Origin of the sequence: Streptomyces sp. NPDC008079, from assembly GCF_042957385.1 — a bacterium.
Classification (GTDB): Bacteria; Actinomycetota; Actinomycetes; order Streptomycetales; family Streptomycetaceae; genus Actinacidiphila.
In genome coordinates, this window is the sequence record NZ_JBIBIC010000014.1 from 157,545 (window position 1) to 172,056 (window position 14,512).

Sequence of the window (14,512 nt, forward strand, 5' to 3'; positions counted from 1 at the left end):
GGACTGGCGTCGGCTGGGGTCAGCCGCCGTCAGATGAAGTCAACAACTGGTCAAATACGGGTCACGCGGAGGGCAGCATAGAGTCAACGCGCGTAGCGCGGCAGGGGGGCGGGGGTTAAGACCCGGTTACCGCCCGGTGGGCCGGGATCGTCCGGGTGAGGTCCGATGGCGCGATGTCGCTCTAGCGAGTCTCACGATGCGAAACGAACTGTCTCAAACTGCGGAGCAGCCGCCATAGTTGGATGCACCACCCACTCACCGAGGAGGTGCTTCCGACGTGCGTCGTTGGATCATGCTGGCGCTGGGAACGGCCGCGCAGACCGCGGCCTGCGCCTTCGTGTACGGGGTCCCGTATCTGGCCGACGAGCTGCGCGGACAGCAGGGGCTGAGCCTCACGCGGGTCGGTTTCCTGGTGGCGTGCCCGACCGCGGGTCTGGTGCTCGCGCTCTATCTGTGGGGCGCGGCGGCCGACCGGTGGGGCGAGCGGGTGGTGATCGCGCTCGGCCTCGGCATCGCGGCCGGCGCTCTCGGCGGGGCCGCCTGGGCCGCGCACGGCATGGTCGCGCTCGGCGCGCTGCTGGTGCTGGCGGGCGCGTCCGGCGCCTCGGTCTACTCGGCCAGCGGACGCCTGGTGATGGGCTGGTTCTCCGCCGAGGAGCGCGGGCTGGCCATGGGCATCCGGCAGACCTCCACCCCGCTCGGCATGGGCGTGGCCGCCCTCGCCATGCCGCCGCTGGCCGCCGCGCACGGGCTGCGCGGCGCCTTCGGCTTCCTCGCCGCGATCTGCGCCGTCATCGCCGTGCTGATCGCGGTCTTCGCCGCCGACCCGGCGCGCGCCGAGGCCGCCGCGGCAGGACCCGCGCCGAACCCGTACCGCGGCTCGCGGCTGCTGCCCCGCATCCACGGGTCGGCCGCGCTGCTGGTGATCCCGCAGTTCACCGCGGGGGCCTTCGCGCTGGTGCTGCTGGTCGACGTACGCGGCTGGTCGCCGGTGCACGCCGGGCAGCTCATCGCCGTCGCCCAAGGTCTGGGCGCGGTGTCCCGCATCCTGGTCGGCCGCTGGTCGGACCGGGTCGGCGACCGGCTGCGGCCGATGCGGCAGCTCGCCGTCCTGACCGCCGCCGTGGTGGCCGCCACCGCCGTGAGCACCGCCTTCCCCTCCCCGCTGACCCCCGTGCTGCTGGTCGCCGCCATCGCGATCACCTCAAGCACCAACGGCCTGTCCTTCACCTCCACCGCCGAGCACGCGGGCCCCGCCTGGTCGGGTCGCGCCCTCGGGGTCCACAACACCGGCCAGAATCTGACCGCCGCCGTCGTCCCGCCGGTCATGGCCGCCGTCATCTCGGCCACCGCCTACTGGCCCGGCTTCGCCCTCGCCGCCGCCACGACCTGCGTCTCCGCCGTCCTCATCCCGATCCCCCGCCGCGCCGCCCCCGCCGACGCCGAGGCCGCCCGCCGTACGGTCTCGGCCTGACCGACGTCCTCGGCTCCGCGGGCACCCGCCGCCGCCGATGCCGGGGGCACCCGCCGTACGATCTCCGCATGACCGACGCGCGGATCGAGGCCCTGACAGAACTGCCCGCTGACACCGCCGAAGCGGTGCTCGGCCTGATCGGGGCGGCGACCGCCGCGGACGGGCAGCCCGCCGTCTCCGAGAGCGGACGGCTCCATGTGCGCGGCGGCGCGCGCGAGGGCGTACGGCACCTGCTGCTGTGGACGCCTGGACAGGACGGGGCCGAGGGGGGCGACGGCGCCGGGGCCGACCTCACCGGATACGCGCAGATCGACGGCTCGGACCCGGTCGAGGCGCCCTCCGCCGAACTCGTCGTCCACCCCGCGCGGCGCTCCCGCGGCCACGGCCGCACCCTGGCCGCGGCCCTTCTGGACGCCACCGGCAGGCGCGTACGCGTCTGGGCCCACGGCGGGCACCCCGCCGCCCGGCACCTCGCCGTCCAGCTCGGCCTCAAGCTCTTCCGCGAGCTGCGGCAGATGCGGCGGCCCCTGACCCCCGACGCCGCCGACCTCCCCGAGCCGCGGCTGCCCGACGGCATCACCGTCCGCACCTTCGTCCCCGGGCGCGACGACGCCGCGTGGCTCGCCGTCAACGCCGCCGCCTTCGCCCACCACCCCGAGCAGGGCTCCCTCACCCAGCGCGACCTCTCCGACCGCCTCGCCGAGCCCTGGTTCGACCCCGCCGGCTTCTTCCTCGCCTTCCGCGGCGACGACCTCGTCGGCTTCCACTGGACCAAAGTCCACCCCGAAGGGCTCGGCGAGGTCTACGTCGTCGGCGTCCTCCCCGCCGAGCAGGGTTCCGGCCTCGGCCGCGCCCTCACCGCCGTCGGGCTCCGCCACCTCGCCCGTGACCGCCGCCTTCCCGCCGCCCTGCTCTACGTCGACGCCGACAACCCCGCCGCCCTCTCCGTCTACGAACGCCTCGGCTTCACCACCCACGAGGTCGACCTCATGTACCGCACCGAAACCTAAGCCCCCCCCCGCAGGGCCTGCCCTTCCGGGGGCGCGCCCCCAGTGCCTCCACCCCGCGCACGGCCTGTTTTTTTAGGGGCGCGGGGAACTGCGCGACCAGCCCCCACCGGGCTGTCAGCCCGAAAACAACCGCATCTGCCCCGCTGGGGCCGGTTCCTCACCCGCGCCACCGCGCGGGCTGAGCGCGCAGTTCCCCGCGCCCCTAACTACACGGCGTGCCGCCTCGGCAGAAGAACCGCCCCAGGGCGCGCCCCTAAAAGATCGGCCCACCTCCCGGCAGAAGAACCGTCCAGGGGCGGCCCCTGAAAAGATCGGCCCCCCGGCAGGGGACCCGCGGGGGGCCGCGCCCGTGGAAAGGGGCTCACCTGCGCGAGGTGGAGGTGGAGGGGGCGGACCGGAGGGTTCGGACGGGGCGCGGGCCGAGATTCGAAGGCACCCCCGCTGGAAGCGTCCCGCTTGCCTGACGGCAACGCTCTCGTTACCGGCGATTCAACCTCGCTTGCGAGCATCGCAGGATGCAGCCCGCTGCCCCCGCACCCCCTCCCCCGCCCGACCTGCCGAAACCCTCGGGTACACGGGACAATGGACCGACGGCCCACGGTCGCCCCGAGCCGGCCGCAGGCCGCCCCGTGCCGGACCAGGAGGAGGGCTCGCATCCCATGGCCCAGACGAATCACCCCAGTTTTCCCGCCCAGCCCCAGCAGTCGTTGGCGTCCGGGACGTTCCGCCCCCGCGTCGTACCGAATCCGGACCCGGGATCGTCGAGCCTGGGCGAGGCGAGCGAGGAATTCGGTGAGGAATTGCCGCAGGGCCGCTTCCTGGACCGCGAACGCAGCTGGCTGGCGTTCAACGAGCGGGTGCTCGAGCTGGCCGAGGACCCGGCGACCCCGCTCCTCGAACGGGCTAACTTCCTGGCGATATTCGCCAGCAACCTGGACGAGTTCTTCATGGTCAGGGTCGCGGGCCTGAAGCGGCGTATCGCGACCGGTGTCGCGACCCGCTCGGCGTCCGGCGCCCAGCCGCGCGAGGTGCTGGACCTGATCCTGACCAGGTCGCGGGAGCTGATGGCCAGGCACGCGGCCTGCTTCCAGAACGACGTGGCGCCGCAGCTCGCGGACGAGGGCATCCACGTCATCCGCTGGCACGAGCTGACCGAGAAGGAGCAGGCGCGGCTGTTCACGCTGTTCCGGCAGCAGATCTTCCCGGTGCTGACCCCGCTGGCCGTCGACCCGGCGCACCCGTTCCCGTACATCTCGGGTCTGTCGCTGAATCTGGCGGTGGTGGTACGGAATCCGGTCTCGGGCAACGAGCACTTCGCGCGGGTGAAGGTGCCGCCGATCCTGTCGCGCTTCCTGGAGGCGGGCCCGCAGCGGTACGTGCCGCTGGAGGACGTGATCGCCGCGCACCTGGAGGAGCTGTTCCCCGGCATGGAGGTGCTCGACCACCACATGTTCCGGGTCACGCGCAACGAGGACCTGGAAGTGGAGGAGGACGACGGCGAGAATCTGCTCCAGGCGCTGGAGAAGGAACTCATGCGCCGCCGCTTCGGCCCGCCGGTCCGCCTGGAGGTCGAGGAGTCCATCGCCCCGCGCGTGCTCGACCTGCTGGTGCACGAGCTGAAGATGAAGCACAACGAGGTGTACCCGCTGCCGGGTCCGCTGGACCTGACCGGGCTGTTCGCCATCGCGGGCCTGGACCGCCCCGAGCTGAAGTACCAGAAGTTCGTGGCGGGCACCCACCGCGACCTGGCGGAGGTCGAGTCCGCGTCGGCGCCCGACATCTTCGCGGCGCTGCGCCGCCGGGACGTGCTGCTGCACCACCCGTACGACTCCTTCTCCACCTCCGTGCAGGCGTTCCTCGACCAGGCCGCCGCCGACCCCGACGTCCTGGCGATCAAGCAGACGCTGTACCGGACGTCGGGCGACTCGCCGATCGTCGACGCGCTGATCGACGCGGCCGAGGCGGGCAAGCAGGTGCTGGTGCTGGTCGAGCTGAAGGCGCGCTTCGACGAGCAGGCCAACATCAAGTGGGCGCGCAAGCTGGAGGAGGCGGGCTGCCATGTCGTGTACGGCCTGGTCGGCCTCAAGACGCACTGCAAGCTGTCGCTGGTGGTCCGCCAGGAGGACGACACCCTGCGCCGCTACAGCCACGTCGGCACCGGCAACTACCACCCGAAGACGGCCCGGCTGTACGAGGACCTCGGTCTGCTGACGGCCGACCCGCAGGTGGGCGCGGATCTGTCGCACCTGTTCAACCGGCTGTCCGGCTACTCGCGCCGCGAGGTCTACAACCGGCTGCTGGTCGCGCCGCGCAGTCTGCGCGACGGCCTGATCTCCCGGATCATGGAGGAGATCGCGCACCAGCGCGCCGGGCGTCCCGCGTATGTCCGGCTGAAGGTGAACTCGATCGTCGACGAGCAGATCATCGACGCGCTCTACCGCGCCTCGCAGGCCGGGGTCCCGGTGGACATCTGGGTGCGCGGGATCTGCGCGGTACGGCCGGGCGTCGCCGGTCTGTCCGAGAACATCAAGGTCCGCAGCGTGCTCGGACGCTTCCTCGAACACTCGCGGGTGTTCGCGTTCGGCAACGGCGGCGAGACCGAAGTCTGGTTCGGCAGCGCCGACATGATGCACCGTAACCTCGACCGCCGCATCGAGGCGCTGGTCAGGGTCGCCGACCCGACCCACCGCGCCACCCTCAACCGCCTGCTGGAGGACGGGATGTCGGACACGACCTCCTCCTGGCACCTGGCGGCGGACGGTAATTGGACCCGGCACAGCACCGACCCGGACGGGAAGCCGCTGCGCAATGTCCAGGAGATGCTCATCGACGCCCGGAGGCGCCGGCGTGGCCCAGCAGCAGCTACCTGACAGCCCCCCGCTGACCCCCGCGGGGAGCGGCGACCCGGGCCCACCGGCCGCCGCCCCCGCACCGGGCGGCACGACGGGGACACGTACGACGCAAGCGCGTACACCGCAGTCGCGGACGGCCGCGGCGCCCACGGCCGACGCGGGCCCGGCGCCCGCGGGCCCGCCCGGCGGTACGGCGGGCGGCACCCTCGCGCGCTATCTGCACGACCAGGCCACCGCCTTCCTGCGGGCCCTGAGCCTGCGGGGCGAGCACGAGGGCGACGCCGACGAACTGCTGCGGGCCAGCGCCCGGCGGATCGGCGGGGTCCTGCACATCTACGCGCCGCTGACCGATCCGGTGTGGGCCGAGTCGCTCCGCGCCGAACTGGGCTGGCTGGCCGCCACCTTGGCCCGCGAGCCGCAGTACACCGCCCGGCTGGCGCGGCTGCTGGAGGCGCTGCGGCGACTGTCGGCCGCCGCGGACCCGGACCCGGCCGCCGGCGGCAAGGCCCCCGCGGACACCGGCGACGTCCCGGGGCCGCCCGCGCCCGCGGTCCCGCCGCCCCCGGCCGGGAGCGGTCCGCTGGCGCTGGGCGCCGCGCGCGCCGGGGCGCTCCTGGAGCGGCAGCTCACCCTGGCCCGTACCCGGGCGCACTCGGCGACGCTCCAGGCGATGGGCTCCTCGCGTTTCCACGCGCTCGCGGACAACATCGCCGTCCTGGCCTCCGAGGTGCCGCTGACCGCGGCGGCCGAGGGACCGGCCGCGACCGTACTGCCGCCGCTCGCCGCGCAGGCCGACCGGCGGCTGGCCGACGCGGCGGGCGCGCTGCCGCTGCTGCGCGCGGCGCACCCGTACAACGCGGAGGCCGTCCAGGCGGCGCTCGGCACCGAGCTGACGGCCGACCTCCAGGACTCCCCCTGGCACCAGGTGCGGGTGCTGCTGCGGCTGAGCCGTTACGCGGCCGAGGTCTGCCGGGGCATCGACCCGGACGGCGAGGCGGCGGCGCAGCGGCTGGCCGAGGCGGCCGTGCTGCTGGCCAGGCACCGCGAGGCGGCCGAGTGCGCGGCGGCCGTCGCGGCGGCGGCCCGCACCCCGCGCATAGCTCCGGCGACCGCGTACGCGCTGGGCGTGCTCCACGCCGACCAGCGGCACGAGGTGGAGGCCGCGCGCTTCGCCTTCTCGCGGCTGTGGCAGCCGGGCTCCGGCGCCTCTCGGCCCGGTCCGCCCGGTCCCGCAGCGAGCGCCGCGCCGGGGTCCGCACCGGGACCCGTACCGGGCCCTGGGCCGAATTCCGTACCGGGGGCGCGCACGGAATGAAACGCGCGGGCGACAAGAGCGGAACGACCGTACGGGCGGCGGGCGTCGTGCTGTGGCGCGTCTCGCCGTACCACGGCGGGATCGAACTGGCGCTGGTGCACCGGCCGCGTTACGACGACTGGAGCCTGCCGAAGGGCAAGCTGAAGCGCGGCGAGGAGTTCCCTGCCGCCGCGCTGCGCGAGACCCGTGAGGAGACCGGCCTGGGCTGCTCACTCGGCGCCCCGCTGCCGACGTCGCGCTATCTGGTGGACGGCCGCCCCAAGGAGGTCCGCTACTGGGCGGCCGAGGCGTGGGAGGGCTCCTTCGTCCCCAACGACGAGGTGGACCGGATGATCTGGCTGCCGCCCTCCGCTGCCCGCCGCAGGCTCACCCACGACCGCGACCGGCCCCTCGTGGACGCGCTGCTGCACGCGCTGGCGGGCTGACGGCGGTCGTCGGAGCGGTCCCACAGCGGGCTCACCGGGCCGGCCGTACCGGCTCGCGGGGCCCGAGCGGGGGCACGAGCGGACGCCCGAGCGGGTGGACGGCCGGTGAACCGACGTACCACCGCGTGCCGATCGGCCCGCCCGGCGGCCGTAACCGGCCCGTGTCACCCCCGTGACCTGCCCGTGTTCCTTTGTGACACAACGACAGCCCCGGATACCACTTCGTCACCACGGCGCGCGTAACGCGCGTAGCGGCACCACCCTGATAGACGAGGTTCACCTGGCGTTCACTCCCTTCCGTCGGTCGCTTCACTTCATCTGCCTAATTTCGGGCTTACCGGTGAGCATCACGCGACGCCGGGTGGATGCAGAACCCATAACCCTCTGCTTCGCCGTCCACCGGCGGGCTTTTGGAAGGAACACACGAAGGTGAAGCTTCAGCGTAAGAACGGGCTGCGGGCCCTGACCGTCGGCGCGGTCGCGATTACCGGCGCGCTGGTCCTGAGCGCCTGTGGTTCGGACAACAACAACGACTCCACGTCCACGCCCAGCGGCAGCGCCTCGGCCAGCTCGTCCGGCAGCAGCGCCAACGCGAGCGGCATCGCCTGTGAGAAGGGCCAGATCCTGGCCTCCGGCTCCAGTGCCCAGCAGAACGCGATCGAGTCGTGGGTCAAGGACTACCAGCAGGCCTGCTCGGGCGCGACGATCAACTACAAGACCTCGTCCTCCGGTGAGGGCATCGTCGACTTCAACCAGGGCACGGACGCCTTCGCGGGCTCCGACTCCCCGCTGAAGCCCGAAGAGGTCACCGCCTCGAAGAAGGTCTGCACCAACGGCCAGGGCATCAGCATCCCGATGGTCGGCGGCCCGATCGCCGTCGGTTACAACCTCTCCGGTGTGAGCAACCTGGTTCTGGACGCGCCCACCCTGGCGAAGATCTTCAACTCGAAGATCACCAACTGGAACGACGAAGCGATCAAGAAGCTCAACCCGGGTGTCACCCTGCCGAGCTCCAAGATCCAGACCGTGCACCGCCAGGACGAGTCCGGCACCACGGACAACCTGACCAAGTACCTGAAGGGCGCCGCTCCGGCCGACTGGCCGTACGAGCACGCGAAGGCGTGGATGGGCAAGGGCGGCCAGGCCGCCGCGAAGTCCGCCGGTGTCGCCGCGCTGGTCAAGCAGACCGAGGGCTCCATCGGTTACTTCGAGCTGTCCTACGCGACCGCCAGCACCATCCCGACGGTGAAGATCAACACCGGTGCCTCCGCGCCGGTCGAGGCCACCTCGCAGAACGCGTCGGCCGGTATCGCCTCCGCCAAGGTCGTCGGCACCGGTTCCGACCTGTCCCTGGACCTGGGCGCCGCGTACACCACCAAGGCGGACAACGCCTACCCGATCGTCCTGGTGACGTACGAGATCGCCTGCGACAAGGGCAACAAGGCCGACACCCTGCCGCTCACCAAGTCCTTCCTGACCTACATCGCCAGCGACGCCGGTCAGGCGAAGCTCTCGGCGGCCGGCTACGCCCCGCTGCCGACCGAGATCGCCACGAAGGTCCGCTCCACCATCACCGCCCTGTCCTAGTCGAGTCGGCGGGCCCCGCGGTCCTGGCGACCGCGGGGCCCGCCGTACATCCGGTGCACCGCCGCCGGGGGACCGAACGTCCCCCACCCAGACCGGAGAAATCCCTATGACCACCACCGCCCCTCCCCCTACCGCGCCACCGGTGGAGACGAAGACCGTCACCCGGCCCGGCGACCGGATCTTCGCGGGACTCTCCCGCGGGTCCGGCATCTTCCTCCTCGTCGTGATGGCGGCCATCGCCATCTTCCTGACGGTCCGCTCGGTGAGCGCGATCTCCAAGGACCACGGCAACTTCCTGACCACCTTCGAGTGGAACGCCAGCCTCAACCCGCCGGTGTTCGGCATCGCCGTACTGGCCTACGGCACGGTCGTCAGCTCGGTCATCGCGATGGTCATCGCGGTCCCGATCGCCGTCGGCATCGCCCTGTTCGTCACGCACTACGCACCGCGCCGCCTGGGCGGTCCGATCGCCTACGTGATCGACCTGCTCGCCGCGGTGCCCAGCATCATCTACGGCCTGTGGGGCGCGCTCTTCCTGGTGCCGCACCTCAAGGGCCTCAACCTCTGGCTGGACAAGTACTTCGGCTGGACCGTCATCTTCGAGAAGCAGGACCCGAACTCGGCCGCCCGGTCGCTGTTCACCGTCGGCATCCTGCTGGCGATCATGATCCTGCCGATCATCACCAACGTCAGCCGCGAGGTGATCCGCCAGGTGCCCAAGATGCACGAGGAGGCGGCGCTCGCGCTCGGCGCGACCCGCTGGGAAGTCATCCGCCTGTCGGTGCTGCCCTTCGCGCGCTCCGGCATCATCAGCGCCTCGATGCTGGGCCTGGGCCGCGCGCTCGGCGAGACCATGGCGGTGGCCACCGTGCTGTCCGCCTCGCCGCAACTGTCCGCGCACATCCTGGACCCGCTCGGCGGCACCTTCTCGCAGAACATCGTCGCCAAGTTCGGTGAGGCCGACGAGTTCGGCCGCGACGCGCTGATCGCCTCCGGCCTGGTGCTCTTCTTCATCACCCTGCTGGTCAACGGCGCGGCCCGACTGATCATCGCCCGCCGCAAGGAGTACTCGGGGGCCAACGCATGAGCGACCTGATCGTGGACGACAAGCCGCCGGCCCCGGCGGAGGCTCCCGCCACGCCGCCGCTGGCCTCCCGTCAGCTCCCCAAGTGGGCCCCGCTGGCCATCGCGGCCGGAGCCGTCGTCGTCGCCGGAGCGATCGGCGCGGGCTTCGGGCTCGACAGCAAGATCCAGTGGGGCCTGATCGCGCTGCTCCTCTTCGTCGCCGGTTCGTACGTCATCACCGCGCAGGTCGAGGGGCGCCGCCAGGCCAAGGACCGGGTGGCCACCAGCCTCGTCTGGTCCAGCTTCATCCTGGCCGTCATACCGCTCTACTCGCTGGTCGAGACGACGATCAGCAAGGGCGTCAAGGTCCTCGACGTCAACTTCCTGACGCACTCGATGAACAACGTGCTGACCATCCAGCCCGGCGGCGGCGTCTACCACGCCATCATCGGCACCCTGGAGCAGGTCGGCATCGCCGCGGTCATCGCCGCGCCGCTGGGCATACTCACCGCGATCTACCTGGTCGAGTACGGCAAGGGCGCGCTCGCGAAGTGGGTCACCTTCTTCGTCGACGTCATGACCGGCATCCCGTCGATCGTGGCCGGTCTGTTCATCCTCTCGATGTGGTTCGTGCTGATCGGCAAGGCCCCCGCGACCGGTTTCGCCGGCTCGCTGGCCCTGGCCATCCTGATGATGCCGATCGTCGTCCGCTCCACCGAGGAAATGCTCAAGCTCATCCCGAACGAGCTGCGCGAGGCCTCCCTCGCCCTGGGCGTCCCGAAGTGGCGCACCATCGTCAAGGTCGTCATCCCCACCGCGATCGGCGGCATCACCACCGGCGTCATGCTCGCCATCGCCCGCATCGCGGGCGAGAGCGCGCCGATCGCCCTGCTGGTGTTCGGCAGCAACCTGATCAACACGGACCCCTTCAAGGACCCGCAGTCGTCGCTGCCGTTCTTCATCTACCAGCAGTACGGCAACGGCAACGAGCCGAGCTACGACCGCGCGTGGGCCGCGGCTCTGGTGCTCATCGCCTTCGTGATGATCCTCAACCTGGTGGCCCGCGGCATCGCCCGCTGGAAGGCCCCGAAGCATCGATGAGCGGCTCCGCCGCGTGGCAGGTCGCTGACGCGGCCGACATCAGACGACCTTGAGAAGAGAAGTGATCCCCATGGCCAAGCGAATCGACGTCAGCGGCCTCACCGCGTACTACAGCGCCTTCAAGGCCATCGAGGACATCTCGATGACCGTGGAGCCCCGCACCGTGACCGCCTTCATCGGCCCGTCCGGCTGCGGCAAGTCCACCTTCCTGCGCACCCTGAACCGCATGCACGAGGTCACCCCCGGCGGCCGCGTCGAGGGCAAGGTGCTGCTGGACGACGAGAACCTGTACGGGACGGGCGTCGACCCGGTGACCGTACGCCGCACGGTCGGCATGGTCTTCCAGCGGCCGAACCCGTTCCCCACCATGTCGATCTACGACAACGTGGCGGCCGGTCTCAAGCTCAACGGTGTCCGCAAGAAGGGCGAGCTGGACACCATCGTCGAGAAGTCCCTCAAGGGCGCCAACCTCTGGAACGAGGTCAAGGACCGGCTCAACAAGCCCGGCTCCGGCCTGTCCGGCGGCCAGCAGCAGCGGCTGTGCATCGCCCGCGCCATCGCGGTCGAGCCGCAGGTGCTGCTGATGGACGAGCCGTGCTCGGCGCTCGACCCGATCTCCACCCTGGCCATCGAGGACCTGATCGGTGAGCTGAAGACCCGCTTCACGATCGTGATCGTCACGCACAACATGCAGCAGGCCGCCCGTGTCTCCGACCGCACCGCGTTCTTCAACCTGGCCGCGGTCGGCCAGCCCGGCAAGCTCATAGAGATCGACGACACCGAGCGCATCTTCTCCAACCCGTCGGTCCAGGCCACCGAGGACTACATCTCGGGCCGCTTCGGGTGACAGGACCGCCGCGCGGTGCTGCATGGCGGTGCCACCGCAAGGCGCAGGCCCCGCTTCCCGGTGACGGGAAGCGGGGCCGAACCCATGTCAGGGGGCGTCGCCTTGATGCGCGCGACGGGTCAGCCGAAGACCAGCCGGGGTCGCCCGACGGGTCAGCCGAAGATCAGCCGGGGTCGCGCGACGGGTCAGCCGAAGATCAGCCGCACCAGGTAGAAGCCGATGGCGGCCACGAGACCGGCGGCGGGCATCGTGATGAACCATCCGGCCACGATGTTCTTGGCCACCCCCCAGCGCACCGCCTTGACCCGCTTGGTCGCGCCGACGCCCATGATCGCGGAGGTGATGACGTGGGTCGTGGAGACCGGCGCCTGGAAGATGTACGAGGTCGCGTAGAGGATGCCCGCGGACGTCGTCTCGGCGGCGAAGCCCTGCGGCGGGTCGAGGTCGATGATGCGACGCCCCAGCGTCCGCATGATCCGCCAGCCGCCCGCGTACGTACCGAGCGACATCATCGCGGCGCACACGAACTTGACCCAGATCGGGATGCCGTACCCGTTGCTCGGGTCGTGGATGACCAGGGCGAGGACGACCACGCCCATCGTCTTCTGCGCGTCCTGGAGACCGTGGCCGAGCGCCATCGCCGCCGCGGAGACGGTCTGCGCGATACGGAAGCCGCGCTTGGCCTTGTGCGGATTGGCGCGGCGGAAGAACCAGAGGATCGCCAGCATCACGAGATAGCCGACGACCAGGCCGACCACGGGCGAGACGAACATCGGGACGATGACCTTGTCGACCACGCCCGACCAGTGCACGGTGACGCCGCCGGCCAGCGCGGCGCCGACCAGACCGCCGAACAGCGCGTGGCTGGAACTCGACGGCAGACCGAAGTACCAGGTGACCAGATTCCAGATGATCGCACCGGCGAGCGCGGCGAAGAGGATGCCCATGCCGTTGCGGCCGGTGGGGGTCTCGATCAGCCCCTTGCTGACGGTCTTGGCGACGCCGCTGCCCAGGAACGCGCCCGCGAGGTTCATCACGGCGGCCATGGCCAGCGCGGCCTTGGGGGTCAGCGCGCGGGTCGACACCGAGGTGGCGATGGCGTTCGCCGAGTCGTGGAACCCGTTGGTGTACGTGAAGAAGAGCGCGACCCCGATGGTCGCGACCAGAGCGAAGGTGTCCACGTAGGTCAGGACTCCTTGACCGCGATGGTCTCCACCGTGTTCGCCACGTGCTCGAAAGCGTCCGCGGCCTCTTCCAGTACGTCCACGATCTGCTTGAGCTTGAGCACCTCTATGGCGTCGTACTTGCCGTTGAACAGGTGCGCGAGCAGCTTGCGGTGGATCTGGTCGGCCTGGTTCTCCAGCCGGTTGACCTCGATCCAGTACTCGGTGAGGTTGGACATGGTGCGCAGGTTCGGCATGGCTCCCGCGGTCAGCTCGGCCGCCCGTGCCAGCACCTCGACCTGCTGCTCCACGCCCTTCGGCAGCTCCTCGACCTTGTAGAGGACGACCAGGTCAACGGCCTCCTCCATGTAGTCCATGATGTCGTCGAGCGACCCGGCGAGGGTGTAGATGTCCTCGCGGTCGAAGGGGGTGATGAAGGAGGAGTTGAGCTGGTGGAAGATCGCGTGGGTCGCGTCGTCCCCCGCGTGCTCCGCCGCCCGCATTCTCTCGGCGATCTCGGTCCGGGTAGCCGAATCGGCCCCGAGCAGTTCCATGAGGAGCTTCGAACCGGTGACGATGTTGTCCGCGGACGCGGCGAACATGTCGTAGAAGCTCGTCTCCCTGGGGGTCAGACGAAAGCGCACGTGAGGTCCTCGGTGTGCATCGGATTCGGTCTCGTTGATGCTAGGCGCATCATCCGGCCACGGCTAATGGGCGTCACCCAGTGTCGCCCATCCAGAAGTGTCCCCCTCACCGGGGATGCGTCGCACAAGGTGTCGATTCGGTACGATATACCCGGCAGGGGTATAACGGGACAGGAAGGGCGGGGTTGACGATGACGACGGAGGCCAGGGAACCGGCCGGGGTTGAGGCGGAGATCACGCCGGAACAGTCACCTCGGGACGCGGGGGCGGACACGGGTTCCGGCCCATCTTCGCGCCCCCAGGGGCCGCATGGATACAGCCATGACAAGGAGTCCCACCTCAAGCGGCTGCGCCGGATCGAGGGGCAGATCCGCGGCCTGCAGCGGATGGTCGAGGAGGACGTCTACTGCATCGACATCCTCACCCAGGTGTCGGCGAGCACGAAGGGCCTCCAGTCCTTCGCCCTCCAGCTCCTGGAGGAGCACTTGCGGCACTGCGTGGCCGCGGCGGCGGTCGGCGGCGGGCCGGAGATCGACGAGAAGGTGGCGGAGGCGACGGCGGCCATAGCGCGGCTGCTGCGGACGTAGGCGGGGTGGCTCTTCCGGGGGTTCCAGGGGGGTCGGGGGTTCCAGAGATTCCAGGGGTTCCGGGAGCGGCTTCCCGGTCGTTCCGGGGGGCGTACGGGCGGCGCGCCCCGGTGTCAGCCGGTTGCGCGGTCGGAGAGCGGGGCGCGCACCAGGAGCGCGGGCATCGACTCGCGGTCGCGCGCGACCCCCAGCACCTCGTCGATCCGGGCGAAGCTCAGCCGCTCCTCGTCGGCGGTGGACGCGGCGATCATCAGCTCACCGCAGAGTTCGATCTCCGCGAGGGCCACCGGATCGTCCTGGACGACCAGCATTCCGGGCGACGGCGCCATACGCGCACCACCTCCTCGTCCACGAGTGCCTGGCTCTTGGCTGTCTGCCACTGCCTCAAGCCAGGGTAGGGACCGGCACCCGGTCCGCGCATGGCACGGATGGACCATTTCGA

Annotated in this window: 13 protein-coding genes; 10 read left to right on the plus strand and 3 right to left on the minus strand. The window is 70.9% G+C overall.

The window, feature by feature from the left end; all coding sequences use genetic code 11:
* Window positions 1–277: 277 nt before the first annotated feature.
* The 9 genes from ACFZAM_RS26350 to pstB all read left to right on the plus strand — a co-directional run bounded on the left by ACFZAM_RS26350 (window position 278) and on the right by pstB (window position 11,676).
* On the plus strand, window positions 278–1,474 hold the full coding sequence (locus ACFZAM_RS26350; protein ID WP_391049747.1) for an MFS transporter: 1,197 nt from the start codon (window positions 278–280) through the stop codon (window positions 1,472–1,474).
* 68 nt (window positions 1,475–1,542) lie between these two features.
* The gene (mshD, locus tag ACFZAM_RS26355; RefSeq protein ID WP_391049749.1) at window positions 1,543–2,484 is read left to right on the plus strand and encodes a mycothiol synthase; all 942 of its coding nucleotides are present in this window, start codon (window positions 1,543–1,545) and stop codon (window positions 2,482–2,484) included.
* A 659-nt stretch (window positions 2,485–3,143) separates the two neighbouring features.
* Window positions 3,144–5,354, plus strand: coding sequence for an RNA degradosome polyphosphate kinase (locus ACFZAM_RS26360; RefSeq protein ID WP_355341872.1), 2,211 nt, complete (start codon window positions 3,144–3,146; stop codon window positions 5,352–5,354).
* On the plus strand, window positions 5,332–6,651 hold the full coding sequence (locus ACFZAM_RS26365) for a CHAD domain-containing protein (RefSeq protein ID WP_391049750.1): 1,320 nt from the start codon (window positions 5,332–5,334) through the stop codon (window positions 6,649–6,651). Before ACFZAM_RS26360 ends, ACFZAM_RS26365 begins: the two co-directional genes overlap by 23 nt.
* Window positions 6,648–7,076 carry an NUDIX hydrolase gene (locus ACFZAM_RS26370; RefSeq protein ID WP_355341866.1) on the plus strand — a complete coding sequence of 143 codons (429 nt, stop codon included), beginning with the start codon at window positions 6,648–6,650 and terminating at the stop codon, window positions 7,074–7,076. Before ACFZAM_RS26365 ends, ACFZAM_RS26370 begins: the two co-directional genes overlap by 4 nt.
* Window positions 7,077–7,505: 429 nt before the next feature.
* Window positions 7,506–8,663: a phosphate ABC transporter substrate-binding protein PstS gene (gene pstS / locus ACFZAM_RS26375; protein WP_391049751.1), complete on the plus strand. Its 1,158-nt coding sequence runs from the start codon at window positions 7,506–7,508 to the stop codon at window positions 8,661–8,663.
* 106 nt (window positions 8,664–8,769) lie between these two features.
* Entirely contained in the window at window positions 8,770–9,750 is a 981-nt protein-coding gene (gene pstC, locus ACFZAM_RS26380; protein ID WP_355341860.1) for a phosphate ABC transporter permease subunit PstC, read from the plus strand.
* The gene (gene pstA / locus ACFZAM_RS26385; RefSeq protein ID WP_355341857.1) at window positions 9,747–10,829 is read left to right on the plus strand and encodes a phosphate ABC transporter permease PstA; all 1,083 of its coding nucleotides are present in this window, start codon (window positions 9,747–9,749) and stop codon (window positions 10,827–10,829) included. The genes pstC and pstA overlap by 4 nt, the downstream gene beginning before the upstream one ends.
* 70 nt (window positions 10,830–10,899) lie before the next feature.
* Window positions 10,900–11,676, plus strand: a complete 777-nt coding sequence (pstB, locus tag ACFZAM_RS26390) for a phosphate ABC transporter ATP-binding protein PstB (protein WP_188285540.1) — start codon at window positions 10,900–10,902, stop codon at window positions 11,674–11,676.
* A gap of 185 nt (window positions 11,677–11,861) precedes the next feature.
* Here the strand turns inward: pstB and ACFZAM_RS26395 are convergent, their stop codons facing one another.
* Both ACFZAM_RS26395 and ACFZAM_RS26400 read right to left on the minus strand, forming a co-directional pair.
* A complete protein-coding gene (locus ACFZAM_RS26395; RefSeq protein ID WP_355341853.1) occupies window positions 11,862–12,857 on the minus strand; it encodes an inorganic phosphate transporter in 996 nt (331 codons plus the stop codon).
* A gap of 5 nt (window positions 12,858–12,862) precedes the next feature.
* Window positions 12,863–13,483, minus strand: coding sequence for a DUF47 family protein (locus tag ACFZAM_RS26400; RefSeq protein WP_188285542.1), 621 nt, complete (start codon window positions 13,481–13,483; stop codon window positions 12,863–12,865).
* A 191-nt stretch (window positions 13,484–13,674) separates the two neighbouring features.
* Here ACFZAM_RS26400 and ACFZAM_RS26405 point away from each other — a divergent pair, with 191 nt between their 5' ends.
* Window positions 13,675–14,070, plus strand: coding sequence for a metal-sensing transcriptional repressor (locus ACFZAM_RS26405; RefSeq protein ID WP_391049799.1), 396 nt, complete (start codon window positions 13,675–13,677; stop codon window positions 14,068–14,070).
* A 113-nt stretch (window positions 14,071–14,183) separates the two neighbouring features.
* Here ACFZAM_RS26405 and ACFZAM_RS26410 read toward each other — a convergent pair whose 3' ends face one another.
* Window positions 14,184–14,399, minus strand: coding sequence for a hypothetical protein (locus ACFZAM_RS26410; protein ID WP_391049753.1), 216 nt, complete (start codon window positions 14,397–14,399; stop codon window positions 14,184–14,186).
* Window positions 14,400–14,512: the final 113 nt, after the last annotated feature.

What these genes read in the sequence shown, in the direction of transcription:
- ACFZAM_RS26370 (WP_355341866.1), top strand. Translation starts at nt 6,648, where the DNA reads ATGAAACGCGCGGGCGACAAGAGCGGAACGACCGTACGGGCGGCGGGC.
- mshD (WP_391049749.1), top strand. Translation starts at nt 1,543, where the DNA reads ATGACCGACGCGCGGATCGAGGCCCTGACAGAACTGCCCGCTGACACC.
- ACFZAM_RS26360 (WP_355341872.1), top strand. Translation starts at nt 3,144, where the DNA reads ATGGCCCAGACGAATCACCCCAGTTTTCCCGCCCAGCCCCAGCAGTCG.
- pstB (WP_188285540.1), top strand. Translation starts at nt 10,900, where the DNA reads ATGGCCAAGCGAATCGACGTCAGCGGCCTCACCGCGTACTACAGCGCC.
- ACFZAM_RS26410 (WP_391049753.1), bottom strand. Translation starts at nt 14,399, where the DNA reads ATGGCGCCGTCGCCCGGAATGCTGGTCGTCCAGGACGATCCGGTGGCC.
- ACFZAM_RS26405 (WP_391049799.1), top strand. Translation starts at nt 13,675, where the DNA reads ATGACGACGGAGGCCAGGGAACCGGCCGGGGTTGAGGCGGAGATCACG.
- pstC (WP_355341860.1), top strand. Translation starts at nt 8,770, where the DNA reads ATGACCACCACCGCCCCTCCCCCTACCGCGCCACCGGTGGAGACGAAG.
- pstA (WP_355341857.1), top strand. Translation starts at nt 9,747, where the DNA reads ATGAGCGACCTGATCGTGGACGACAAGCCGCCGGCCCCGGCGGAGGCT.